The organism is Micromonospora sp. NPDC007230, assembly GCF_042869115.1.
In the GTDB taxonomy this organism is placed as follows: Bacteria; Actinomycetota; Actinomycetes; order Mycobacteriales; family Micromonosporaceae; genus Micromonospora.
In genome coordinates this window covers 87005-110279 of sequence record NZ_JBIAFE010000017.1, presented here as the reverse complement: position 1 = coordinate 110279, position 23275 = coordinate 87005, and the positions used below count along the sequence as shown (strand labels likewise).

Below are 23275 nucleotides of genomic sequence, written 5' to 3'. Positions count from 1 at the left end.
TGTCATAGCTTGACCTCGTGAGCAACCGACCCCGTGCCTCCGCTGGTCGTGCCGTTCTCCTCCTCCGCGCCGGGCTCATCGCCGGCATCGTGGTCTCCGCCGCGATGTTTCCACTGGCCGCCCTCAGTGGCATCGGCGCCAAGGCCACCGCACACGCAGTGGAGCAGAAGACGAACATCCTCAAGACCGCGCTACCCGCCGAGACCTCGTACCTCTACGCGCCGGACGGCAAGACCGTGCTGACGATGTTCTACGAGGAGTACCGGCAGTACACCAAGATCCAGGACATCTCGCCGAACGTGCAGCAGGCGATCGTCGCCGCCGAGGACAACCGCTTCTACCAGCACCGCGGCGTCGACCCGAAGGGCGTGGCCCGCGCCTTCGTCGCCAACTCCCGCTCCGGCGGCGTCTCCCAGGGCGCCTCGACCCTGACCATGCAGTACGTCCGGATGGCCCTGCGGGACAGCGCGAAGACCCCGAAGGAGGTCCAGGAAGCCACCCAGCAGACCAGCCTGCGCAAGGTCAAGGAGATGCGCATGGCGCTCGACATCGAGAAGCACCTCAGCAAGGAACAGATCCTCGAGCGCTACCTCAACTCGGCCTACTTCGGCCACCGGGCGTACGGGATCTACGCGGCCGCACAGATCTTCTTCTCCAAGACCCCGGCCACCCTCACCCCGACCGAGGCGGCCACCCTGGCCGGCCTGGTGAAGTCCCCGTCGGAGTACGACCCGATCACCTCCGACCAGAAGGACGCCACCGGCCGGCGCAACTACGTGCTCGACAACATGTCCCGCCTCGGCTTCCTGTCGCCCGACGCCGCCGCCCGGGCCAAGGCCGAGCCGATCCGGCTGCGGCTCACCAACCCGCCGAACGACTGCGCCGCGCTCCTCGAGAAGTACCGGGCGACCTGGGGCTTCTACTGCGACTACCTGAAGAACTGGTGGAGTTCGCAGCCGGCGTTCGGGGCCAACCGCCTGGAACGGATGGACAAGCTGCGCCGCGGCGGCTACCGGATCGTGCTCGCCCTCGACCCCAAGATCCAGGAGGCGGCGGAGAAGAACGTGGGGGCCAAGGACGGCACCGGCAGCCCGTTCGCCAACGGAATCGTGGTCGCCGAGCCGGGCACCGGACGGATCAAGGCGATGGCGGTGAACCGGACCTACTCGCTCGACCTGAGCGAGAACCCGAACAGCTCCAACCCGGAGGCCGGCCCGAACGTCAAGGCGAACTATCCGAACACCGTCGCGCCGCTGCTCGGCGGGGGGACACTCCCCGGCTACCAGGCCGGATCGACGTTCAAGATGTTCACGATGCTCGCCGCGCTCAACTCCGGGACGAAGCTCTCCGACACCATCAACTCGCCGTTCAAGTACCAGTCGGCCATCTACGACGGGTGGGCCCCGGTCAACGCCAGCGGCGCGATGACCGGCGTACAGACCATGTGGTCCGGCTTCGGCAAATCGGTGAACACCTTCTTCGTGCAGCTGGAGGAGAAGATCGGCGCGGAGAAGGGGGTGCGCCTGGCCGAGCAGCTCGGGCTGCGCTGGCGTACCGACGTGGACCGTGACCACGCCTCGCCGGACAAGGCGAACAAGTGGGGCGCGTTCACCCTGGGCGTCTCCGACGCCACCCCGTTGGAGATGGCGAACGCGTACGCCGCGGTGGCCGCCGACGGCCGGTACTGCGAGGCCATCCCGGTCAACTCGATCCTGAACCGGGACGGCACGCCGGCCATGTACACCACCGCCGGCGGGGTGGAGCGGGAGGTCGCCAAGCCGCGCTGCCGGCAGGTGGTCAGCGCGGACGCGGCCCGGGCCGCCACCGACGCCGCCCGCTGCCCGACCGGTGACACCCCGGCCAAGGGCGGCTGCGGCGGCTGGTCCACCGCCGACAGCGTCCGCGGCACGGTCGGCCGCCCGGTCGCCGGCAAGACGGGTACCACCGACAGCACCCGGTCCGCCTGGTTCGCCGGCTACACCCCGGAGCTGGCCGCGGCGAGCTTCATCGCCGACCCGGACAACCCGTTCAACGCGGTGGGTGACGGGCTGTCCCAGGTGCCCGTCGAAGCGGTGGCGATGACTCTGCGCGACGCGCTCAAGGGCCAGCCCACCCGCCAGTTCACCCCACCGTCCGACCAGATCGTCGGCTGACGCACGACGACCCGGGGGTGCGCCCGGGTTAGTTGATCAAGAGGTTTGCGGCCAGGACCCCGGATCCTGACGCGAACCTCTTGATCGCTGTGCTGCGGCGGGGCCCTGCCGGGCTGGGAGGGTCAGCGGAGGTCGGCGGCGACGAAGGACCAGATTTCGAGGTCGACGCGGGCGCCGCGGACGAACCCCGCGTTGCGGAGCAGGCCCTCGTAGCTGAAACCGGCCTTCTCGGCCACCCGCCGGGACGCCACGTTCCCCGGCGCCACCCGCAGCTCGACCCGCTGGAAGCCGTGCTCCAGGATCAGCGCGATGGCCACCGCGTCCACCGCCTCGGCCGCCAGGCCGTAGCCCCGGGCGTGCGGCGCGATCGCGTACGACACCTCGGTCAGTCGGGCGCCCCAGTCGGTGCGCCGGGTCCAGAGGCAGCCGACCACCCGCTGGTCCTCCCGCCGGACCACCCCGTAGTGGTCACCGTCGCCGCTGTCCCGGCGCTGCCGGGCCAGCTCGGTGCACCAGGCGCGCCCGTCGATCCGCCCCGACGACTCGGCCAGCGGCAGCCAGCGCTGAGTCTGCCGGTCCCCGAACACCTCGTCCGCCGCCTCGGCGTCGGCCGCCGCGAGCGGGCGTACCTCGGTGCGCGGGGTGGAGACGGTCAGCGCCGGGAAGCGGCGCACTGCCACCTGCCCGATCACGCCGGGGCCTCCGCCGGCGCCACGGCTGCCGCGACCAGCCGGGCCGCGATCTCCGGGTACGCGGCCCAGTGCGGCACGAGCTGCGAGGCGTGCACGCCCCGCCAGACGAAGCCCTCCGGGGCACCAGTCGGCCAGCTCCACGCCGCCCGCTCGCCGGCCCGCGGAGTGAGCACGGCGGCGTGCTGCTTGTGCCCGACCACCTTCGTGCCGGCCGGGGCCAGCACGCTGTCGGTGCTGGCGGCCGCCTCCCGGTAGCCGATCACCAGACCGTCCCGGCTCGACCCGATCGCGTCGAGCACCCCGCACATGGGTTGCCCGTCCAGCTCCCGGGCCAGCCAGAGCAGCCCGGCGCCCTCGGCGATCACCGGTCGACCGGTGCGGGCCAGCTCGGCCACGGCGATGCAGAGGCGGCGGTTGGCGGAGAGCTGCTCCGCGTACGACTCGGGGAGCCCGCCGCCGACGACCAGGGCGCGGGTCCCGGCGGGCAGCGCCTCGTCCCGCAGCGGGTCGACGGTGACCACCTCGGCCCCGGCGGCGCGCAGCAGCTCGGCCGTCTCCGGGTGGCTGTAGCTGCCGCCCGGGCCGCCGGCCAGCGCCACCACCGGCCGCTCCCTGGCCGGCGAGCCGCCCACCGACGTGGGCGACCAGGGCTCGACCGCCAGCTCTGGCGCGGAGCGGGCCAGCACCAGCAGCCGGTCCAGATCGACCGTGCTGGCCACCGCCTCGCCCAGCCGGCCCACCGCCCGCAGCGCCTCGCCGTCCCGCTGGACCACCGGGACCATGCCGTGCCGGCGGGCCGGGAGCGCCGGGGGCAGCTCGTGGCGACGCAGCGCCCCGTAGACCGGCACCCCGACGTCGTCGAGCGCCAGGCGCAGCATCGCCTCGTGCCGGGGCGACGCCACCCGGTTGAGGATCACGCCGCCCAGCCAGAGCTGCTCGTCGTAGGCGCGGAAGCCGTGCACCAGGGCGGCCACCGACTGGCCCATCGCGGCCACGTCCACCACCAGCACCACCGGGCTGCGCAGGGCGGTGGCGACGGCGGCGGTGGACTCGGCCTCCGGCCGGCCGGTGATCGAGTCGTAGAGCCCGAGGGTGCCCTGCACCAGCGCGAAGCCCGCCCCCGCGCTGCCATGTGCGAAGAGCGGCGCGATCCGCGCCGGCCCGACCAGCCGCGGGTCCAGGTTCCGCCCCGGCCGCCCGGCGGCCAACCCCAGGTACGCCGCGTCCACCTGGTCCGGCCCGATCTTGAAGCCCGCCACGTCCAGCCCCCGCTCGGCGAGGGCGGCCAGCAGACCGAGGGAGAGTGCACCGGTGCCGTGCCCCGAGGAGGGCGCGCTCAGCACGACGCGCGGCACGACGGTCATCATCGACTCCTCGTAGGCGACGGGACGTACGCGGTGGGCGGTGCGCGGTGATTTCCGCCCGCGTGACCATACCCGCCGGGACCGACCGGCGAGGGCCGCCGGCCGACCGGTTCCGGCCCGGTCCGGGTCAGTGGCCCGGCTCATACGGGTAGCCTTCTGTGACGTGTACCGGTTCCTGCTGACCCCGCGCTGGCTGGGCTATCTCGCGCTCACCCTGGTCGCCGCCGCGGTGATGGTGTTCCTCGGCAACTGGCAGCTGGACCGCTACCGGGGCCGTACGGCGATCAACGAGCGGATCGACGCCGGCTCCACCATGACCCCCGCGCCGCTGCGCGACGCCCTGCCCGCCCCGACCGGTGGGCCCGGCACCACCGGCCCGGCCCCGGCCGACCAGCTCACCTGGTCCAAGGTCACCGTCACCGGCCGGTACGACACCTCGAACCTGGTCCTGGTCCGCGGCCGCACGATCGGTCGGGAGGTCGGCTTCGAGGTGCTCACCCCGCTCGTCCTCGAAGACGGCACCGCCGTGCTGGTCAACCGGGGCTGGATCCCGCCCGCCCCGGGCGGCGACGCCACCGCCCAGCCGCCGGTGCCGGCCGCGCCCAGCGGCGACGTGACGGTCACCGGCCGGGTGGTGGCCAGCGAGAGCGGTGGCGGCGCGGTCGACCGGCGCAACGGCAAGCTGGAGACCCGGCGGATCAGCCTCCCCCGCCTCGCCAGGCAGCTGCCCTACCCGGTGGCCGGCGGCTACGTCCTGCTCGACCAGCAGACGCCGGCCGCCGACCCGACCTTCCAGGCCGTCCCGATCGGGCACACCAACAACTGGCAGAACTTCGGGTACGTGGTGCAGTGGTGGCTCTTCGCCGCCATGAGCCTCTTCGGCTACGGCTGGGTGGCGCGCCGGGAGGCGCGGCACGCGGCCGGCCTGGACAAGCCGCGTAAGCCGGTCGACCGGGCCGCCGAGCCCGCCGCCACTTGACCGACCCGCACTGATCGGGCCGGTCCACCGGCGGGCACACTGCGGCGTCGGGGCGGCCCGCGTACCGCCTCCGGCGCCGCCGACTCACCCGGTGGGCCGCCCGGCGTGGATGGCCCGGACCGCGTCGATGGTGTCGGCCTCGGCGGCCGTCTTGTCGTCCCGGTAGCGCACCACCCGGGCGAACCGCAGCGCCACGCCACCCGGGTAGCGGCTGCTGGTCTGCACCCCGTCGAACGCGATCTCGACCACCTGCTCGGGGCGGACCCGGACCACCCAGTCGCCCTTCTCCACGGCCAGGTCGAGGAAGCGCTCGGTCTGCCAGCGCAGCAACTCGTCGCTGAGCCCCTTGAACGTCTTGCCGAGCATGACGAACTCGCCGGTGTGCGGGTCCCGAGCGCCGAGGTGCAGGTTGGAGAGCCAGCCCTGCCGGCGCCCGCTACCCCACTCCACGGCCAGCACCACGAGGTCGAGGGTGTGCCGGGGCTTGACCTTGACCCACGCCGAGCCACGCCGGCCGGCATCGTAGGGGGCGGCCGGGTCCTTGACCACCACCCCCTCCTGACCGGCGTCGACCGCGGCCGCGAAGGCGGCGCCGGCCTGCTCCGGGCCGTCCACCTCCATCCGCCCGACCAGCAGTGACGGGTCGACCGCACCGGCCAGCGCGGCCCAGCGTTCCCGGCCGGGCAGGTCGATCAGGTCCACCCCGTCGAGGTGCAGCAGGTCGAAGAAGTACGGGGTAAGCACCGTGTCGCCGGTGCGCTCAGCGGCGGCGAGCACGGCCGGGGCCACCGCCGTACCGCCGGTGGTGCTGGGCGTGGTACGCCGGGCGGCCCGGCTGGAGGTCTCCTGGAAAGGCACGGGGCGGCCGGTGGCGTCCAGCCCGATCGCCTCGCCGTCGAGCACCAACTCCCGCGCCGGAAGGGCGCGGACGGCGGCCACCACCTCGGGCAGCCGGGCGGTGATGTCGTCCAGGCTGCGGGTGAAGACCGCGATGTCCTGCCCGGAGCGGTGCACCTGGATCCGGATGCCGTCGAGCTTCACGTCGACCACCGCCGGGGTGCCGGTGGCGGCGAGCGCCTCGTCCACCGAGGGGGCGCTCTGCGCCAGCATCGGGGCCAGCGGACGGCCCACCTGGAGCCCGAAGCCGGCCAGCGCCGCCGCGCCGCCGGAGAGCGCCGCGACCGCCACCTCGCGCAGGTCGCCGGCGAGCAGCAGGGCCCGCCGGACGGCCGCCAGCGGCACCTCGGCGGCCCGCGCCACCGCGTCGGCGAGCAGGCCGGCCTGGGCGCCCTGGCGCAGCTCACCGCTGAACAGGCCGACCAGCAGCCGCTGCTCGTCGGCGGTGGCCGCGGCGAAGAGCCGGCCGAGCAGCTCGCGGCGGCGGGCCTGCGAGCCGGGACCGCGGACCGCCGCGAGCTCGTCGATCGCCGCGTCGACGCCGGCCACGGTCAGGGTCGGCTCGGCGGCCGGCGGCGGCAGGTCGCGCAGGCTGGCCCAGCCCACGCCGGTCTGCCGTTGGCGCAGTTCACCGGCGAGATAGCCGGCGCCCGCCGGGACCTCGGCCGGGTCGAGCGACCGCAGCGCGGCGGCGAGCAGCTCCACCTTGGCCCGCCGGCCGCTGGTGGCGCCCACCGCGGCGGAGGTGGCCGCCAGGTCGAGGAACCGCACGTGTCCCATCCTGCCAGCCACCTCCGACGGGATGTCGCATCCCGGCCGGGCGACGGGTCCCGCGCGCCACCCGGCCGGGACGCCCAACACCACCCCGCCCCCGCACCCTGCTTGCGCAGATTCACCGAAAGTGTGGCCACTCCGCGTCGGATAGGCACTCTTTCGGTTGAAGTGCGCTCATCGGGCGGCGGGCGATCGGTGGATCGATCCGGGAAGCGGCGGGCGCGGCGGAGCCGGCCCCGGTCAGGCCGAGACCGGCTCCTCGATCCGCAGGCCACGCGCGCGGACCTCGTCGGCGATCCGGGTGAGCAGCGTGTCGAGCGCGACCAGCGCGGCGGAGAGCTCGCCGAGCTGTTCCTTGAGCGTGTCCTCGGGCCACGCGGAGACGTCGACGTCCCCCAGAGCACTCACGGCGGCCTGGAGCCGCGCCATCTCGTCGTTCGTACGCATGTTCGAGAGGCTATAACACCCCCGCGCCCGACACACGGCAAACTGCGACATCGGCTGCGAAGTTACGCTTCCGACACCGGGCGGGGCCGGAAACTAGCCCCGGTTCGCGCCCGCCTCGGCGACCTTCGCCAGCAGCAGCGCCTCGGCCAGGCAGACCCGGGCGAACTCGCCCAGGTGCAGGCTCTCGTTCGGCCCGTGGGCCCGGGCGTGCGGGTCCTCGACGCCGGTCACCAGGATCGCCGCCTCGGGGAACATCTCCTGGAAGGTGGCGATGAACGGGATCGAACCGCCGACGCCGATGTCGACCGGGTCGACGCCGTCCCAGGCGCCCCGGAAGGCCGCCCGCGCCGCCTCGAACATCGGCCCGGTGGCGTCGATGACGCAGGGGGCGCCGTCGTGCTCGAAGGTCACCGTCACCTGCGCGCCCCACGGCGCGTGCTTCTCCAGGTGAGCGATCAGCGCCGCGTACGCCCGCTTCGGGTCGTCGCCCGGCGCCAGCCGTACGCTCAGCTTGGCCTTGGCGGCCGGGACCAGCGCGTTCGGCGCCTCCCCGGTGGCCGGGGCGTCGATGCCGAGCACCGCGAGGGCCGGCTTGGTCCAGAGCCGGTCGGTGATCCGGCCGGTGCCGAAGAGCTCAGCCCCGTAGACCAGCCCGGCCTCGGCGCGGAACCGGTCCTCGGGATAGTCGACCGTGGCGCCCTCCCGGCCGACGAGGCCCTCGACAGCGACGTTCCCGGCGGCGTCGTGCAGCGTGGCGAGCAGCTTGGCCAGGGTGGTGAGGGCGTCCGGCACGGCGCCGCCGAACATGCCGCTGTGCACGGCGTGGTCGAGGGTGCGCACCTCGACGAAGCAGTTGACGATGCCGCGCAGCGAGGTGGTCAGCGCCGGCACGCCGACGTCCCAGTTGGTCGAGTCGGCGATGACGATGACGTCCGCCGCCAACTCCTCGCGGTGCGCGATGAGCAGCTGCTCCAGCGAGTCCGAGCCGTACTCCTCCTCGCCCTCGATGAACAGGACCACGCCGACCGGGAGCCGGTCGCCGAAGGCACGCAGCGCGGCGATGTGCGCCATGATGCCGGCCTTGTCGTCGGCCGCGCCCCGGCCGTAGAGGCGGCCGTCCCGCTCCACCGGCTCGAACGGGTCGGACTCCCACAGCGACAGGTCGCCGACCGGCTGCACGTCGTGGTGGGCGTACATCAGCACGGTGGGCGCGCCGGGCGGGGCCGGCTTCTTCCCGATCACCGCCGGCTGGCCGCCGGAACGCACGATCTTGGTGTCGAGGCCGCAGCCGCGCAGCAGCTCTGCCACCGCCTCGGCGGAGCGCTCCAGGTGCGAGTGGTCGAAGCCGTCGAAGGCGATGCCCGGGATGCGGACGAGGCGTTCCAGGTCGGCACGGACTCCGGGCAGCTCACGCTCGACGGCGGCCCGTACCTCGGACTCGGACATGATCGGTGTGGTCATGACCGGCATCGTATGCCGGCCTTACCGGGGTCACCGCCCGAGCCCGTCCCCGTGACCTGCCCGGAGAGCACCGCTGCCGGGACCCGGTGGCGCCGGTACCGGTGCACCAACCACCTGACGGGTGCGCGGGACCCGGTCCGGCCGGGGGCGGCGGACGTAGTACCGGTCGGCCTCGTGCGGCAGGGTGGGCGCGGCGTCGACCACGACGTCCACCACGGCTTCGGTGCCGTCGGCGGCGAAGTGTGCCCGCTCCCCGACGTGCCAGCGGCGCAGCTCGGGCAGGATCTCCGCGCCGTCGCGGGCGAGCGCGCGGGACAGCCGCAGCTCGGCGGGCGCGGTGACGAACACCGACAGGGTCAGCTCCGGCCGGATCGCCGCGCGGGCGGCGCTCACCCCCTCGACGATCAGCACCGGCCCGGCGGGCACCGGCACCGCCCCGTCCAGGAAGCACCGCCGCAGCCAGCTGTACCGGCGGTAGGCCCCCGGCCGGCCCGCGCGTACCGGCGCGAGCACCCACCGCTCCAGTCGGGGCCAGAAGGTGAGCTGGTCGTCCCAGCCGTCCAGCAGGTCGTCGGTGCGGACCACCGGCGGCCGCTCACCGCCGGGCAGTGCGGCGAGGGCGTCCGCGAGGCGGGTCGCGAACAGGCTCTTCCCCGCGCCGCTCGGCCCGTCCACGGCCACCAGTCGGGTACGCCCCAGCCGCGCCGGCTCCGCGAGCACCCGCCGCGCCAACCCGGCGTACGCCTCGACCACCGCCACCACCGCCGTCACCCGACCGACGCTAGCGTCGCCCGCCGCCACCTCATCGGCCACCCGGTGGGCGCGCCTGCCGGAGGGTGCAGTTTCACGGAAACGGTGGCCTACGGGTGCCGCGAGGGGCCACTTTCGCGGCAGGTGTGGCCTGACCGCGCCCAGTGGGCGTGCACACTTCGTGCGGGTGTGGCGATGGCGCCGGGTACGGACACCGCCGTTGGCGGGATCTGGAGCGGACCCAGGTTCCGTGCTGCGGCCTACCGCTTCCGTGGCGGAGAACGTCCCCCGTCCGCTGGATCCTGTGGTGCAGCGGGCCGTTCGCCGGTCGGGTCGGCGTCGTCACCGGCATCATCGGGTGGTGCTCCATGACGTGATGTGTCCGGGCGTCGACGCCCTGCTGGAACAGGCCCGGGCCGGGCTCCACCGGCTGACCCCGCACGAGACCGTCGAGGCGGTCCGCAAGGGTGCGCTGCTGGTCGACACGCGTACCGAGGCGCACCGGCGCGAGCAGGGCGAGCTGCCCGGGGCGATCGTGATCGAACGGACCGCGCTGGAGTGGCGGCTGGACCCGGCCAGCGCCTGGCGCATCCCGGAGGCGACCGGGTACGACCGGGTGGTCGTGGTGGTCTGCCGCCACGGCTACAGCTCCAGTCTGGCCGCGGCGAGTCTCCAGACGCTCGGCCTGCGACACGCGACCGACATGATCGGTGGGGTGCAGGGATGGCAGGAGGCCGGACTGCCGATGTCCGAGCGCCCCGCCGACGTGCGCTACTGAGACCCGGTCACGGGCGGGGCGCCGGGCGGGATGAACGGCAGGCCCGGCGGCGGCCCGGACTCGACCAGCCGCCAGAGGGTTTCGGTGTCCAGGTGCTCCTCGACCAGGTCACCGAGGAGATCCAGGGTCCGCTCGCGGGCGGCGGCGAACGCGGTGTCCGGGGCGACCTTGAAGCCCGTCCGCCCGGCCATCCCGGCCACCTCGGTGAGGAACCGGCGGCGGAAGGCGTCGGACTCGAAGGCGCCGTGCCAGTGGGTGCCGTGCACCGGGCCGAGCCGGGCGCCCTCGCCGGTGCCGTCGGCGTACCTCAGCAGCGGCGCCAGCCCCGGGTCGGCGGCGGAGACCTGCCCGTGGTGGATCTCGTAACCGTGGACGGGCACGTCTCCGGCGGCCGTGCCGGCGGCGCGGCGGACCGTCTTGTGCGGGTCGAAGGTGATCTCGACGGGCAGCAGCCCGAGCCCGGGGACGCTGCCCTGGCGGCTCTCCACCGGGTCGTGGATCACCCGGGCGAGCATCTGGAACCCACCGCAGATGCCGAGCAGCGGCCGACCGGCGGCGGCGTGCGCGCGGACGGCGTCGGCCAGGCCGGTCTCCCGCAGCCAGGCCAGGTCGGCCACGGTCGACTTCGAACCGGGGAGCACCACCAGGTCGGCGGCGGCCAGCTCGGCCGGCTCGATGGTCAGCCGCACCCGGACGCCGGGCTCGGTGGCGAACGCCTCGACGTCGGTGGCGTTGCTGATCCGGGGCAGCCGGACCACCGCGACGTCGAGCCAGTCGGTGCCCCGAGGTGCCGCCGGCCGGCCGAGCACCCGGCCGTACGCCAGTGAGTCCTCGGCGTCCAGCCAGAGGTCCAGCTCCCAGGGCAGCACCCCGTACGTGGGCCGGCCGGTCACCCGGCGCAGCATGTCCAGCCCCGGCTGGAGCAGCCCCAGGTCGCCCCGGAACTTGTTGATCACGAAGCCGGCGACGAGGGCCTGGTCGGCCGGGTCGAGCAGGGCGACCGTGCCGAACATCGAGGCGAACACGCCGCCCCGGTCGATGTCACCGACCACGATGGTGGGCAGCCCGGCCTGCCGGGCCAGCCCCATGTTCACGTAGTCACCGGCCCGCAGGTTGATCTCAGCAGGGCTGCCGGCCCCCTCGCAGATCACCACGTCGTACGCGGCCCGCAGCTCGTCCAGCGCCCGGTACGCCGTCTCGGCGAGCCGGGGCCGCAGCTGGCGGTAGTTGCCGGCGGTGACGGTGTCGACGGCCTCGCCGAGCAGCACCACCTGGCTGGCGTGATCGCTGCCCGGCTTGAGCAGCACCGGGTTGAAGCGGAGATCCGGAGCGAGCCCGCAGGCGGCGGCCTGCATCGCCTGGGCCCGGCCGATCTCGCCGCCCCGCCCGTCCGGGCCGACCACCACCGCCGAGTTGTTGGACATGTTCTGCGCCTTGAACGGCGCCACTCGCACACCCTGACGGCGCAGCCACCGGCAGATACCGGCGGTGAGCACGCTCTTGCCGGCGTCGGAGGTGGTGCCGGCGACCAGCAGCCCGCCGCTCACCGCCCACTCCCCCGTCGCACCGGCCCGCCCAGCCCGCGCAGTGCGGCGCGGCCGGCGGCGCCCACCAGCCGGCCCACGGTCAGCGGGTACCCCGCGGCGAGGCCGAGCGCGGCCAGCCCGACCGCGCCGGAGATCCGGGCGGCCCGCTTCAGGTGCCGCGCCTCCGGCCGGGGCCCGTCGCCGAGGAACGGCCGGGTTTCTGAGCGCCCGAAGTAGACGTTCCGGCCGCCCAGCCGCACGCCGAGCGCCCCGGCCATGGCGGCCTCGCACTGCCCGGCGTTCGGGCTCGGGTGGTCGTTGCGGTCCCGGCGCCACACCCGCCAGGCGGACCCGCGGTCCCCGTACGCGATCGGCGCGACCGCGATGGTGAGCAGCCCGGTCAGCCGGGCCGGGACCAGGTTGAGCAGGTCGTCCAGGCGGGCGGCCGGGGTGCCGAAGCGGGCGTAGCGGGGTGAGCGGTGACCGACCATCGCGTCGAGCGTGTTCGCCGCGCGGTAGCCGAGCAGGCCGGGCAGCCCGGCGATCGCGCCCCAGACCAGCGGCGCGACGACCGCGTCGGAGGTGTTCTCGGCGACCGACTCGACGGTGGCCCGGGCCAGCTCCGGCTCGTCCAGCGCCGCCGGATCCCGACCGCAGAGGTGGTTGAGCCGGCGACGGGCACCCGGCAGGTCGCCGTCGCGCAGCGCCCGCGCCATCAGCGTCGACTCGCGGCGCAGGGTGCGACCACCCAGCACCGTCCAGGTGCCGGCGGCCACCAGCACCGCGCGGGCCACCGGCCGACGCCGGGTGGCGAGGGCGGCGGCAGCGCCGAGGAGCATCGGCGTACCGACGGCGAGCGCGGTGAACGCCGCGCCCGCGGGCCGGTCGGGCCGGTAGATCCGCTGCTCCAGCGCGCCGGCCGCCCGACCGAAGCCGGCCACCGGATGCCACCGGCGAGGATCGCCGAGCAGCGAGTCCAGGGCGTAGCCCGCCACCAGCCCCGCCGCGTTCGCCATGGCGGTCGCCTGCCGCACCCCGCACCACCTCCGGCCGGCCAGCCTAGTCGTACGGCGGGGTGGCCACGCCGGCGTCACCACCCCGCTCCCCCGTGCACGACCCGACGATCAGGCGGGCACCGGCGTCCGCCGGCCGCGCCGGCCCCGGCCCGCTGGCGTGAACCCCTCGACGTCGCGCTCCGGGGCGGGCTCGCCCGTGCCGTCGTCGGGCTCGGGGGCCAGTTCGTCGTCCGCCGCGTCGTCGGCGGTGCCGGCGGTGCGGCCGTCAAACGGGTCGGCCAGCTCGTCGAGGTCATCCGCCGGTCCGTCCGGGTCGCCGGGCACGCCGTGCCCTGCGCGCTGGGCGTCGAACTCCGGCAGTTCGAAGTCGTCGTCGAACGGCCGGTCGTCGAGCGAGGCCGGCGTCTGTGCCACCGGCACCGGCTCGGTCGCCTCGCCGTGCACCCGGCGCTCCGCCTCGGCATCCTCGACGGTGCTGGTCGTCATGCTCGGCCGGTTGCGCAGGAACCGGGCCCGCCCCCGGGACAGGTCGTGCCCGACCGCGACCGCCTCCAACTCGTAGAGCGTGCGGTGATTGCCCGCGTCGTCGGTCCAGTCGCGGGTGTAGAGGCGACCGGCGACGACCACCGGGTCACCGACCGCCACCGAGGCGGCCACCCCCTCGGCCAGCTTCCGCCAGCAGTTCACCCGCACTCGCAGGCTGTTCCCGTCGACCCAGCGGCCGGAGTCCCGGTCGAGGCGGCGGGCGGTGGAGGCGACCTTGAAGTTGGCCACCAGGGTGTTGCTCTGGGTGGTACGGCGCCACTCGGGCGCGGTCAGCACATTGCCGACGACTGTGACGTAGGTGTCGAACATCGTCCCTCCACGGAGACTCGGCTTGTCGGACCGAGCCTCGACCGGCGGCGTCCCGGCCACCAGCCGCGCCGCCCCGGCTGTGGACGACGGACCGGCCTGTGGACAACGACCTGATCATGGTCGCCGTCTGCTAGCTGCCATCGGCCTAGTGTCGACTACCTGCGCCGCCACCTGATCGAACGGACCGGCGGGTGCGGCGAGTTCCGGACCGGTACGGGTGGACGGGGCAGGCCAGCAGGGCGGGGCTACCGCCGGGTAGCTTGGCGGCGTACCGTCGGGTCGTGGAACCGGACGTGCTGGGGCCGCCGTACGAGCGGCGGACGATCGACCTGGGCACCGACGACGAGGGACCGGTCGTCGCGACCCTGGTCCGCCGGCGGGCCGAACGCCCCACCGGCCGGGCCGTGCTCTACGTCCACGGCTTCGTCGACTACTTCTTCCAGACCCACGTGGCCGACTTCTACGCCGCGCGGGGCTGGGACTTCTACGCGCTCGACCTGCGCAAGTACGGCCGCAGCCTGCTGCCGCACCAGACCCCGAACTTCTGCCACGACCTCAGCGACTACTTCCCCGAACTGGACGCCGCCGCCGAGATCATCCGGACGGACGAGGGGCACGACACCCTGCTCGCCATGGGCCACTCCACCGGCGGCCTGATCATCTCGCTCTGGGCCGGCGCCCGCCGGGACGCCGGCCTGGTCGACGGGCTCTTTCTCAACAGCCCGTTCTTCGACATCAACGCACCCTGGCTGGTCCGTCGACCCCTCGCGGCCGCCGTCTCCCGGCTGGGCCGCCGGGCGCCGCACCGCATCCTCCCGTTCGGGGTCGGCACCGTGTACGGCGAGAGCCTGCACGTCGACCACCGCGGCGAATGGCGGTACGACCTGGCCTGGAAGCCACTCGCCGGGTTCCCGGTGCGGGCCGGCTGGATCAACGCCGTCCGCGCCGGCCAGCGGCAGCTCCGGGCCGGCCTGGACATCCCCGTGCCCGTACTGCTGGCCTGTTCGACGCGCAGCTACCGGGGCACGAAGTGGCACGAGTCGGCCACCCTTGCCGACGCGGTGCTCGACGTGGAACACATGGTCCGCTGGGCGCCCCGGCTCGGCCGGCACGTCACGCTGGCCCGCTTCGACGGCGGGCTGCACGACCTGACGCTGTCCGGCCCCGCCGTACGCGAGAAGGTCTTCGCCGAGGCCGGGCGGTGGGCCGAGGCGTTCCTCGGCGCCGGGCCGACCGAGCCGGCGCCGGACGGCCCGCCGGCGGCTCGGCTACCGGTCGAGGACCGGGCCGGCGCGGCGGCCGACGGCTGAGCCGACGGTCAGCGGTAGCCGGCGATGGCCGCCGTGAGCGCCGACTGTATACGGTCGAAGGTCGCGACCGGATGGCCGCCGTCCGCGCCGGGCAGCACCAGGCCGAGGCAGCGCAGCGCCAGCTCGCCGCCCGGGGCCGCCTCGACGGCGAACGCCGGCGCGCCGACGTACCCCGTGGGCAGCTCGGTGGTGACGCACACGTCGTCGCCGACCCGGGCGACCCGCTCGACCACCGCCTCCAGCGGCCGCGACCCGTCCTCGGCGACGCCGAGCGCCAGCACGAACGCCGAGCCGGGCTCCGCGCCCACCCGGGCGACCGCGTCGGCCCCGGCAGCCACCGCTTCGGTGACCTGCTGGGTACGCCAGTGCCAGCCCCGGTCCTCGGCGTGCCCGTGCAGCCCGCCGGTGGGCATGGCGGCCAGCCCCACCTCCGGAAGGTGCAGCCACTGACCGGCGAAGTCGGGCAGCAGGATGGCGTCCGACGCCACGCCCGCCGGCTCGGTGACGCTCGGCCGCAGACCGATCTCCCCGTACGGCGCCCCGGCGCACGCGTCCGCGGTCAGCAACCACTCATGCACCACGTCCCCGTCGTCGGTCGAGCCGACCAACTCGCTGTAGAAGAAGGCGGTACCGTAGCCGTCGGCGGCCGCCCCCGGTCGGTCGAACCGGCTGACGGGCAGGATGGCACGCCCGAGGAGCTGGCACAGCTCGTGGACGACCTCGTTCTCGGTTTCCTGGTCGAGCAACACGACGCAGAGGGTACAAACCGGGCCGGACGCTCGGCGGGCGGGGCTAACCCGGGTGCCGGCGCGGGACACCTCGTGCGACCCTGATCACCGACGTGGCCCGCGACCACCCGTTCCTCCGGCAGACCCAGCGACGGCGGTACCCTCTTGGCGCGACACGTCGACGCGCGCCCGTAGCTCAGCGGATAGAGCAGGGGACTTCTAATCCCAAGGCCGCAGGTTCGAATCCTGCCGGGCGCACCACCGCAAGCCCAGGTCAACGGCCTGTCGTTCCCGGCCCACTCGGTCACCACGGCCCCCGTACAGCCATTCGTAAGTCAGCCGAAGAGGCGCTTCGCGGCCTCGTCCACGGCGGCCCGCTCGATCTCGGGCAGGATGTGTACGTAGGTGTTCATGGTCAGCCCGATCTGGCTGTGACCGAGCACCTTCATCACCGTCCGAGGTGAGGCACCGGAGACGAGCAGGAACGTGCCGCAGGTCATGCAGCCGCAGCCAGTCCAGGCCAGCCCGAGCAGCTCCCCGCGACGAAGCCCGACCGCCAGAGCACAGACGCAGAGCGCTTCAAGGCCATGACCCCGCAGCACGTCGAGCAGCCGCTTGGCCTCGTCCACGCCCAGGGCGCGGCGCTCAACCTGGCGCATGGCCGGCGGACGGACGGACTTCGCGGCGTTGCGGTGCACCAGCTCGTCCCGCTCCGCATCCGCGAGGGAGTTCCGGATCAGGCTGTGGATGTGGCGGACTGTTCTGGGCGACAGACCCGCGTCCGTCTTCTCTGCCAGCAGCCGGCGGATGGCTATTGGGGAAGCCTGTCGAGAGTCGGTCGGACGCGGTTCTCGATGATCTTTCGGTAGCCCTGCAACGTTGACGGCCGGGTTCCGTCGCGCTCCTTCAGTCGCAACCTCTCATCCAGCCACTCCCCGACCGTCCGAGGCGCAGCCCCAAGGTTCTGCCCCTGCTCCTGGCGGCGGCGAAGGTCAGCCAGCTTGCCGAGCACTTCCCGCTCCGTCTTGCCGTAGACCCACTTCCGCGACCGCTTGCCCTCGCCCCAGCCGAGATCAAGGCGGCCCGCAAGCGGGCCGCACCGGCCCGGCCCCGGCCTGCTGGTGACCTCCGGCCGCGACGAACCGCGCCAAGCACAGCGCCGAACGCGCCCAGCCCGACGAAGCATCGAGCCGGGCGCGTCGAGCGGGCTATGCCACGAAGCGGGAACGGCGTCGGCGTCCGATCAGGTAGCCAGCGCCGCCGAGGAGCAGAAGCGCTCCGCCGATGCCGGCCACAGTCGCGGTGTCGTCACCGGTGACGGGCAGCCCACCGCCCTCGCCGCCGCCGGGGGCGCCCAGGCTGGCGGAGGAAGCAGGAGCCGGTGCAATGGTCGTCGTGGCGCTGGGCGTGGTGCTCGGTGTCGGCGTGGGCTGAGACGTTGCTGTCGGTGCGGGCTGAGACGCGCAGTCGAGCGCACGTGCGGCGTACAGGCCGTTGTTCAGGTAAGCCAGGTAGGCATCGACGGTCCCCTCATCAAGCGCCTTCTGCGCGGCCGCCTTCACGTTGGCACCAGCGCCCGTCAACGTCCGGACCACCGTGACCCGCAGAGCCGTTGACCAAGCGTTCTGCACGTCCGCCTTGAGGAATGCGCGCAGATCATCCGCGGTGCCGTCCAGGCGCTCCTGGATGGCGTCAGGCAGAACGGGCAACGAGTCGGCCTTCGCCGCAGCCAGGATCTGGTTGGCCAACACGCGCACCTCTACATTGGTGGCGGTATCCAGGTCGATGGTAAGAAGCTCGCGGATATCCTTGTACACCTTGCGCTCGACCGTTTGGCAGGCCTCGTTCAGCACGGGCGGTTCGGTTTGAGCCATCGCCGGCGCAGCCGGAACCAGGAAGGCCAGCGCCATTAGGACGCCGGCCGGTAGCTTCCATCGCATGTGGATCTTCCTCCCCGCTGCAGGCCAAAACGTGGAGATATTACCCGTCGCTCACGCCAAGTCGTTGCCCCATCCGTGACCGGCCGAGGACGACCCGCCGATCTGGGCGCTGAACTTCCTCCAGAACCTCGCCCGCTACGTGTTCACCTCCGGCAACCCCTTCGCCCCGGGGCACCACCTCGACCTGAACGGCCCGATCTCCGAGGCATCGCCGGAGACCCGAGTCCGAGCGGCCGTGTTCGCCGAGGACCCGGAACTCGGTGCCATCGACACCCCGCACGGACGTGTGCGGTTTCTCCAGGTGGTCGGGCTGACCATCGACGAGTACGCGGCGATCGAACGCTGGCACGCCGAACGGTTGCTGGAAACGCTCGCTCCGAAGCTGCCGCTGCTGGTCACCGACCTGGACCGGGGCAGCCTGACCGACGACCCCGCCGTCGCCGCCGCGATCGAGGAGGGTGCCCGGCGCGAGGGCTCCGCCACCGGCGGCCTCTTCGTGGCGGAGGCCGGCTGGCGTACGGAGCGCAGTGGCTGGGCGCGGACGAAGCGAACCACGCTGACCTTCGGGGCCAACGCCGCGGCCCGGATCGGCCGAGTCCTGAACGCTCGGCTGCCGTTCGGCCGCAGCCTGGTGGTCGCGGCACGCGACGGCGGTGTCGAATTCCGCCCCGGTGCACAGGCCACCGTCCGCGACGTGGGCGGCGGCATGCTGGAGGTCCAGCTCCCGCCAGCCGTGCTCGACGAGTTGACCGAGGTGCTGCGCCCGGTGGCGGGTAGCCATCACCTGGCGGGCGCGTCGGAGCTCACCGTCGAGATCGTCCGGTCCCGGATCCGCGACCAGGACGGCAACGTCGTCGCCGAGGTCGGCTGAGCCGGCCTCAGGGCCGGCGGGCGAAGAGGTACGCCTGGGGCCCGCCGCCAGGTGGGCGGCTCGCTCCTCCTCCGACCGTCGCCGCGGTGGCGGCGCGACCGGCGGGAACCCGGGTGGGAAGTGGCGGTGACACCGAGCCTGGGAGCCGGCGTTGACCTGGCATCGGGAGTGGGTGAGGCGGCGGCCACGGGACGGGCCGCCGCCTCGCCGCGCCGGCTCCGGCGCGGATCGCGACCCGGTGGTCGACCCAGGGGGGCGGGTCGGCCGAGCGGGCCGCGGTGTCGACGCCGGGCGGGCGATGGGGGGTGTTGCCGGCCCGGCGTCATGGATCAGCTGAATCTCATGCGATCGTTCCGTGCCCTCAGCGCCGGCTGCCGGCCGAATGTCACACCGTCACCGACGGGCGCCACGACCGGACGGACGGCGACGGGCGACAGCCCCGGCGTGAGCGGCATCGCGTCACCGGAAACCCGGATGACCAGTTCGACGCCGTCGGCCACGATCGACGGATGCCGCAGCATCGCCCGGCCGAGCCGGACATCCAGCGCTACTACACCGAGGTCTTCGCCGAGGCGGAGCGGTTGGACCGTACGCCGCAGGGACGCCTGGAGGCGAGGCGGACCCGGGAGTTGCTGGCCCGGCTGCTCCCACCGCCACCGGCCGCCGTGCTCGACGTGGGCGGCGGCCCCGGCGCGTACGCGGGCTGGCTCGCGGCGGCCGGTCACCGGGTGCATCTGGTCGACCTGGTGCCGGCGCACGTGGCCGCCGCGCGGGCGGCGTACCCGGAGCTCACGGCGACCGTGGGCGACGCCCGCGACCTGCCGTTGCCCGACGACGCGGTCGACGTGACGCTGCTGCTCGGCCCGCTCTATCACCTGACCGAGCGCGCGGACCGGGTGGCCGCGCTGCGCGAGGCGGCGCGGCTCACCCGGCCCGGTGGGCCGGTCGTCGCGGCGGTGATCAGCCGCAACGCGGCCCTGATCGACCTGACCGCGCAGGGGCGGGCGGACGAACACACCCGATCGCGCCTGCTCGGGGCGTACGCCACCGGCGTGAACGACCCGGAGACGGGCTTCACCACCGCCTACTTCCACCGGCCGGAACAGGTGGTCGACGAGTTCACCGCGGCCGCGCTGCCGACACCCCGGCTGTACGGACTGGAGGGTCCACTCTGGCCGTTGCTGAACGCAATGGACACCGGCCCGGAGGACCGGCTCTTCGCCGACGCGATGGCCTGCGCGGAGACGTTCGAGCGGGATCCGGCGGTGCTCGGCGCCAGCGCGCACCTGCTGGCGGTCGCGTCGGTCTGACCCGGCCGACCAGGTCGCCGACGCGGCGGGATCCGCCTCCCGGCGGGGCGCCACATCACCGAGATGGCGGGAACAGACCACCCGGCACACCGCCGCATCGCCGATGTGGCGGACGGCACCGGCCGACGACGGCGACGGCGACGCGCCACGTACGGAGGGTGACCAGTTGCCGTCTGGCATGTTATTCTCCGGCGTCGATCTAGGCCGCCCGGACCGACCGGGTCGCTGCCGGAAGGACACCCTCCCCCATGCCGGTCGTTGCCGCCACGACCTCGCCACCGAGCCCGCTGGACCGGCCGGCCGGCGGCGCGTTCACCGTCGTCTTCACCACCCTGCCGGCGCTGCTCCGGCTGACCTGTGGCCTGGCCTGCGCGGTGGTGGCCCTGGCGGTCCGCACCCCGCCGGTCCGGGTGGCGCTGCTGGTGCCGGCGATCGCCGTGCTGACCGGCTGGTCCGTCTGGTACGCCGTCCGCGCGCTGCGGCACCGGATCACCGCCGGGCTGGTGGCCGGCGATGTCGCGCTCTCGGCGGCGGCCGGGCTGGCGATCCCGTGGCTGGTGGCGCCGGAGGTGCTGCCCGGCGAGGTGAGCTGGGTCGCGGTGCTGGCCAGCACCACCGTGATCAACGCGCAGGTCACCGCCCCGGCCCGCTGGTCGGTTCCGGCCAGCCTGCTGGTCACCGCCGGCTACGCGGCCGGCGCGACCGCAGCGGGCAATCCGGTGGAGGCGCAGGCACACGCGACCACGTTGCTGGTGCAGACCGGCCTCACGGCGGTGCTGATCGCGGTGGTGCGGCGCCGGATCGGGCGCGCCGACGCCGCCTTCGCCGACTACCAGCGGCTGGCCCGGGACGCGGTGATGGCGCGCTCCACGCGCGAGGCCGAGCGGCGACAGAACCGGGACCTGCACGACACCGCCCTCGCCACGCTGACCATGGTGGGGCTCGGCGCGGTTTCCGGCCCGTCGGCCGCGCTGCGCGAGCGGTGCGCGGCGGACCTGCGTACCCTCGCCGCCCTGGCGGGCGCGCGGTCGGCGCCGCCGGCCGGCGTGGTGGCGCTGGACGACCGGCTGCGGGCGGTCGTCGCCCGGCTGCCCGAGCTGCCGCTGTCCGCGGCGCTGACCCCGTGCGCGGTGCCGCCGGAGGTCGCCGAGGCCCTCGCCGACAGCGCCGCCGCCGCGCTGGCCAACGTGGTCCGGCACGCGCCGGGCGCGTCCGCCGCGCTGCGGCTGGCCCGGGACGCCGACACCGTCGTGGTCGAGGTGACCGACGACGGTCCGGGCTTCGACCCGGCCACGGTCCCGGCCCATCGGTACGGGCTGCGCGAGTCGGTCCACGGTCGCATGGCGACCGTCGGCGGGCACGCCGAGGTGACCTCCGGCCCTGGTGCGGGCACCCGGATCCGGCTGGAGTGGACCGGTGAGCACTGACCTCGACGCGCGCGCGGTCGGGCCGGTCGACCGCCTCGCGCCGATCCCGGCCCCGGGCGCTCCGGCCCCACCCGATGCCGCGGGGGCGGCGATCGCGGTGGCGAGTGCCTCCGACCGGGCCGCCCGGATCGCGGCGGTCACCATCGCGCTCGCCTGGCACCTGGCGATCGACCTGCCGGCGCTGCCCGGCGCCGGGTCCTCACCCACCGCCTCGGCCGTGGTCGCCGCCGGCTGGCTGGTGACCGCGGCGGTCGGGTGGTGGCCGGCGTACGCCTGCTGCGCGGTGGCCTGCCGCCCGCCCGGCGGCTGGCGGCGGTGTTGCTGGTGGTCGACGTGGCGGTCTTCGCGGCGGTCGGCGGCGGGCAGTTGTTCGCCGCGGCGAACTGGGCGTGGGGCGGCCTGGTCTGGTTCTTCCCGCTGGTGCTCTGGCGACGGCCGGTCCGGTGGCTGCTGGCGCTGCTCGGCGCGCACGCGGTGATCGCCCTCGCCGCGCTGCTCGGTTCCGGCGCCACCGCCCCGGCCGACCTGGCCCGCTACGCGATGTACGTCTACGGCGTGTCGTCGCTGCCCGTCGCGGTCTTCGTCGGTGGCGTCGCGCTCGCCGCCCTGGCCCAGGCCAGGGCCGGCACGGCCGCGGCGGCGCTGGCGGTCGAGGCGGAACGGGTGGCGGCGGAACGGGTGGCGGCGGAACGGGTGGCGGCGGAACGGGTGGCGGCGGAACGGGTGGCGGCGGAACGGGTGGCGGCGGAACGGGCCCAGGCGGAGCGGCGAGCGCGGCTGGTCCTGGCCAGCGGCACCGCCGAGGAGGTGCTGGCCGCCCTCGCCGCCGGCGACGCCGACCCGGCCGACCCGGAGGTACGCCGCCGCTGCGTGCTGGCCGCGGCCCGGCTGCGCCGGCTGATCGCCGAGTCGGACGACGTGCCCGACCCGCTGCTGCACGAGCTGGCCGCCGCCGCCGACCTGGCCGAACGGAACGGCCTGCCGATCGAGCTGGTCGCCGTCGGCGTCCCGCCGGAGCTGCCCGTCAAGGTACGCCGGCGGTTGGCCGACCCGCTCGCCGCGGCGCTCGCCGACGCCCGGGACTGGGCCCGGCTTACCGTGGTGACCGGCCCGGACGAGGTGGTGGTCAGCCTGGTCACGCCCGACCACGACGGGCCCGACGCGAGCGGGCCGCCAGGCCCGACCGGTCCGCGAAAGGCGGACGGGGACGGGGACGGGCCGGTGGATCACGTGCACGAGCGGGATGGGGAGATCAGATGGACGCAGACCCGGTGGCGGCGGACGTGACCGGCGGGCGGCCCATCGGCGTGGCCATCGTGGACGACCACCCGGTGGTGATCGACGGGGTACGCGCCTGGCTGGCCAGCGAGCCGCGGCTGCGCGTACTGGCCAGCGGGGACGACCCGGACGCGGTGCTGCGGGCCGCCCCGGAGGCTGAGGTGGTGCTGCTCGACCTGCGGCTGCACGGACGGATGGCGTTCGACAAGCTCGCCGAGCTGAGCGCCGCCGGCCGGCGGGTGGTGGTCTACTCCCAGCACACCGACCCGGACACCATGCTCGCCGCGCTGGAGGCGGGGGCGGTCGCGTTCCTGGCAAAGCACGAGGGGCGCGAGCACTGCGTGGCGACCGTGCTGGCCGCGGCGAGCGACCGCCCGTACGTGCCGCCGGCGCTGGCCGGGGCCATGGTGGGCGATCCCCGGCCGGACCGGCCGGCCCTGTCGGACAAGGAGCGCGAGGCCCTGCTGCTGTGGTTTCAGTCGATGTCGAAGGCGTCGGTGGCCCGCCGGATGCGGATCAGCGAGCACACCGTGAAGCAGTACGTGGACCGGGCGCGGATCAAGTACGCCCGGGCGGGCCGGCCGGCCGCCACGAAGGCGGCGCTGCTCGCCCGGGCGATCGAGGACGGCCTCGTCCGGCCGGAAGAGATCGGCATCTACCAGTCACAGGCGTCCACCGACCGGCCGACCCCCTAACGGCTGTCATGACAGCCACCACGG

At 74.4% G+C, this 23275-nt stretch carries 21 protein-coding genes, 1 tRNA gene and 1 pseudogene; 10 read left to right on the top strand and 13 right to left on the bottom strand.

Annotation, left to right across the window (positions count from 1 at the left end; translation table 11 throughout):
• Window positions 1-17: 17 nt before the first annotated feature.
• A complete protein-coding gene (locus tag ACFYML_RS23345; RefSeq protein ID WP_387422660.1) occupies window positions 18-2153 on the top strand; it encodes a transglycosylase domain-containing protein in 2136 nt (711 codons plus the stop codon).
• 122 nt (window positions 2154-2275) lie between these two features.
• On the opposite strand, the gene ACFYML_RS23340 is transcribed toward ACFYML_RS23345, so the two are convergent.
• Together ACFYML_RS23340 and ACFYML_RS23335 are read right to left on the bottom strand one after the other, a co-directional pair.
• Complete coding sequence (locus ACFYML_RS23340) at window positions 2276-2845, bottom strand: GNAT family N-acetyltransferase (protein WP_387280153.1); 570 nt, start codon at window positions 2843-2845, stop codon at window positions 2276-2278.
• Window positions 2842-4209, bottom strand: a complete 1368-nt coding sequence (locus tag ACFYML_RS23335) for a cobyrinate a,c-diamide synthase (RefSeq protein WP_387422659.1) — start codon at window positions 4207-4209, stop codon at window positions 2842-2844. Before ACFYML_RS23335 ends, ACFYML_RS23340 begins: the two co-directional genes overlap by 4 nt.
• 163 nt (window positions 4210-4372) lie before the next feature.
• Here ACFYML_RS23335 and ACFYML_RS23330 point away from each other — a divergent pair, with 163 nt between their 5' ends.
• On the top strand, window positions 4373-5188 hold the full coding sequence (locus ACFYML_RS23330) for an SURF1 family protein (RefSeq protein WP_387422658.1): 816 nt from the start codon (window positions 4373-4375) through the stop codon (window positions 5186-5188).
• A gap of 84 nt (window positions 5189-5272) precedes the next feature.
• Here the strand turns inward: ACFYML_RS23330 and ACFYML_RS23325 are convergent, their stop codons facing one another.
• The 4 genes from ACFYML_RS23325 to ACFYML_RS23310 all read right to left on the bottom strand — a co-directional run bounded on the left by ACFYML_RS23325 (window position 5273) and on the right by ACFYML_RS23310 (window position 9538).
• Window positions 5273-6865, bottom strand: a complete 1593-nt coding sequence (locus ACFYML_RS23325) for an ATP-dependent DNA ligase (protein WP_387422657.1) — start codon at window positions 6863-6865, stop codon at window positions 5273-5275.
• Window positions 6866-7099: 234 nt separating this feature from the next.
• Window positions 7100-7306 (bottom strand): hypothetical protein, encoded by a 207-nt coding sequence (locus ACFYML_RS23320; RefSeq protein WP_357440937.1) that lies wholly within the window; start codon window positions 7304-7306, stop codon window positions 7100-7102.
• Between the two features lie 93 nt (window positions 7307-7399).
• Window positions 7400-8752, bottom strand: a complete 1353-nt coding sequence (locus ACFYML_RS23315) for a dipeptidase (RefSeq protein WP_387422708.1) — start codon at window positions 8750-8752, stop codon at window positions 7400-7402.
• A 45-nt stretch (window positions 8753-8797) separates the two neighbouring features.
• Entirely contained in the window at window positions 8798-9538 is a 741-nt protein-coding gene (locus ACFYML_RS23310) for a uridine kinase (RefSeq protein WP_387422656.1), read from the bottom strand.
• Between the two features lie 355 nt (window positions 9539-9893).
• Between ACFYML_RS23310 and ACFYML_RS23305 the strand changes: the two genes are divergently transcribed.
• Window positions 9894-10295 carry a rhodanese-like domain-containing protein gene (locus tag ACFYML_RS23305; protein WP_387422706.1) on the top strand — a complete coding sequence of 134 codons (402 nt, stop codon included), beginning with the start codon at window positions 9894-9896 and terminating at the stop codon, window positions 10293-10295.
• Here ACFYML_RS23305 and ACFYML_RS23300 read toward each other — a convergent pair.
• The 3 genes from ACFYML_RS23300 to ssb form a co-directional block, all read right to left on the bottom strand.
• The gene (locus tag ACFYML_RS23300; RefSeq protein WP_387422655.1) at window positions 10289-11842 is read right to left on the bottom strand and encodes a cobyric acid synthase; all 1554 of its coding nucleotides are present in this window, start codon (window positions 11840-11842) and stop codon (window positions 10289-10291) included. The two genes, ACFYML_RS23305 and ACFYML_RS23300, sit on opposite strands and share 7 nt — an antisense overlap.
• Complete coding sequence (locus ACFYML_RS23295) at window positions 11839-12855, bottom strand: cobalamin biosynthesis protein (RefSeq protein ID WP_387422654.1); 1017 nt, start codon at window positions 12853-12855, stop codon at window positions 11839-11841. Before ACFYML_RS23295 ends, ACFYML_RS23300 begins: the two co-directional genes overlap by 4 nt.
• A 90-nt stretch (window positions 12856-12945) precedes the next feature.
• Complete coding sequence (gene ssb, locus ACFYML_RS23290) at window positions 12946-13692, bottom strand: single-stranded DNA-binding protein (RefSeq protein WP_387422653.1); 747 nt, start codon at window positions 13690-13692, stop codon at window positions 12946-12948.
• A 281-nt stretch (window positions 13693-13973) separates the two neighbouring features.
• Here ssb and ACFYML_RS23285 point away from each other — a divergent pair, with 281 nt between their 5' ends.
• On the top strand, window positions 13974-15002 hold the full coding sequence (locus ACFYML_RS23285; protein WP_387422652.1) for an alpha/beta hydrolase: 1029 nt from the start codon (window positions 13974-13976) through the stop codon (window positions 15000-15002).
• An 8-nt stretch (window positions 15003-15010) separates the two neighbouring features.
• Here the strand turns inward: ACFYML_RS23285 and ACFYML_RS23280 are convergent, their stop codons facing one another.
• Complete coding sequence (locus ACFYML_RS23280) at window positions 15011-15751, bottom strand: hypothetical protein (protein ID WP_387422651.1); 741 nt, start codon at window positions 15749-15751, stop codon at window positions 15011-15013.
• Between the two features lie 164 nt (window positions 15752-15915).
• On the opposite strand from ACFYML_RS23280, the gene ACFYML_RS23275 reads away from it, so the two are divergent.
• Window positions 15916-15991: transfer RNA gene (locus ACFYML_RS23275), tRNA-Arg, on the top strand.
• 74 nt (window positions 15992-16065) lie between these two features.
• On the opposite strand, the gene ACFYML_RS23270 is transcribed toward ACFYML_RS23275, so the two are convergent.
• Window positions 16066-16428 (bottom strand): hypothetical protein, encoded by a 363-nt coding sequence (locus ACFYML_RS23270; RefSeq protein ID WP_387422650.1) that lies wholly within the window; start codon window positions 16426-16428, stop codon window positions 16066-16068.
• A gap of 510 nt (window positions 16429-16938) precedes the next feature.
• Window positions 16939-17670 carry an ALF repeat-containing protein gene (locus ACFYML_RS23265; protein WP_387422649.1) on the bottom strand — a complete coding sequence of 244 codons (732 nt, stop codon included), beginning with the start codon at window positions 17668-17670 and terminating at the stop codon, window positions 16939-16941.
• 100 nt (window positions 17671-17770) lie between these two features.
• On the opposite strand from ACFYML_RS23265, the gene ACFYML_RS23260 reads away from it, so the two are divergent.
• Entirely contained in the window at window positions 17771-18541 is a 771-nt protein-coding gene (locus tag ACFYML_RS23260; protein WP_387422705.1) for a suppressor of fused domain protein, read from the top strand.
• Between the two features lie 329 nt (window positions 18542-18870).
• Here ACFYML_RS23260 and ACFYML_RS23255 read toward each other — a convergent pair whose 3' ends face one another.
• Window positions 18871-19041, bottom strand: coding sequence for a hypothetical protein (locus tag ACFYML_RS23255; protein ID WP_387422648.1), 171 nt, complete (start codon window positions 19039-19041; stop codon window positions 18871-18873).
• A gap of 9 nt (window positions 19042-19050) precedes the next feature.
• Between ACFYML_RS23255 and ACFYML_RS23250 the strand changes: the two genes are divergently transcribed.
• The 4 genes and pseudogenes from ACFYML_RS23250 to ACFYML_RS23235 all read left to right on the top strand — a co-directional run bounded on the left by ACFYML_RS23250 (window position 19051) and on the right by ACFYML_RS23235 (window position 23251).
• Complete coding sequence (locus tag ACFYML_RS23250) at window positions 19051-19851, top strand: class I SAM-dependent methyltransferase (protein ID WP_387422647.1); 801 nt, start codon at window positions 19051-19053, stop codon at window positions 19849-19851.
• Between the two features lie 248 nt (window positions 19852-20099).
• Entirely contained in the window at window positions 20100-21278 is a 1179-nt protein-coding gene (locus tag ACFYML_RS23245) for a sensor histidine kinase (RefSeq protein ID WP_387422646.1), read from the top strand.
• A 43-nt stretch (window positions 21279-21321) separates the two neighbouring features.
• Window positions 21322-22565, top strand: a pseudogene (locus ACFYML_RS23240) (hypothetical protein).
• Entirely contained in the window at window positions 22535-23251 is a 717-nt protein-coding gene (locus tag ACFYML_RS23235; RefSeq protein WP_387422645.1) for a response regulator, read from the top strand. The pseudogene ACFYML_RS23240 and the gene ACFYML_RS23235 overlap by 31 nt, the downstream one beginning before the upstream one ends.
• Window positions 23252-23275 lie beyond the last annotated feature (24 nt).

Bases quoted from the DNA above. Each gene is read 5' to 3' on its own strand.
- ACFYML_RS23335 (WP_387422659.1), bottom strand. From the start codon at position 4,209: ATGACCGTCGTGCCGCGCGTCGTGCTGAGCGCGCCCTCCTCGGGGCAC.
- ACFYML_RS23325 (WP_387422657.1), bottom strand. From the start codon at position 6,865: ATGGGACACGTGCGGTTCCTCGACCTGGCGGCCACCTCCGCCGCGGTG.
- ACFYML_RS23320 (WP_357440937.1), bottom strand. From the start codon at position 7,306: ATGCGTACGAACGACGAGATGGCGCGGCTCCAGGCCGCCGTGAGTGCT.
- ACFYML_RS23315 (WP_387422708.1), bottom strand. From the start codon at position 8,752: ATGTCCGAGTCCGAGGTACGGGCCGCCGTCGAGCGTGAGCTGCCCGGA.
- ACFYML_RS23305 (WP_387422706.1), top strand. From the start codon at position 9,894: ATGTGTCCGGGCGTCGACGCCCTGCTGGAACAGGCCCGGGCCGGGCTC.
- ssb (WP_387422653.1), bottom strand. From the start codon at position 13,692: ATGTTCGACACCTACGTCACAGTCGTCGGCAATGTGCTGACCGCGCCC.
- ACFYML_RS23265 (WP_387422649.1), bottom strand. From the start codon at position 17,670: ATGCGATGGAAGCTACCGGCCGGCGTCCTAATGGCGCTGGCCTTCCTG.
- ACFYML_RS23250 (WP_387422647.1), top strand. From the start codon at position 19,051: ATGCCGCAGCATCGCCCGGCCGAGCCGGACATCCAGCGCTACTACACC.
- ACFYML_RS23245 (WP_387422646.1), top strand. From the start codon at position 20,100: ATGCCGGTCGTTGCCGCCACGACCTCGCCACCGAGCCCGCTGGACCGG.
- ACFYML_RS23235 (WP_387422645.1), top strand. From the start codon at position 22,535: ATGGACGCAGACCCGGTGGCGGCGGACGTGACCGGCGGGCGGCCCATC.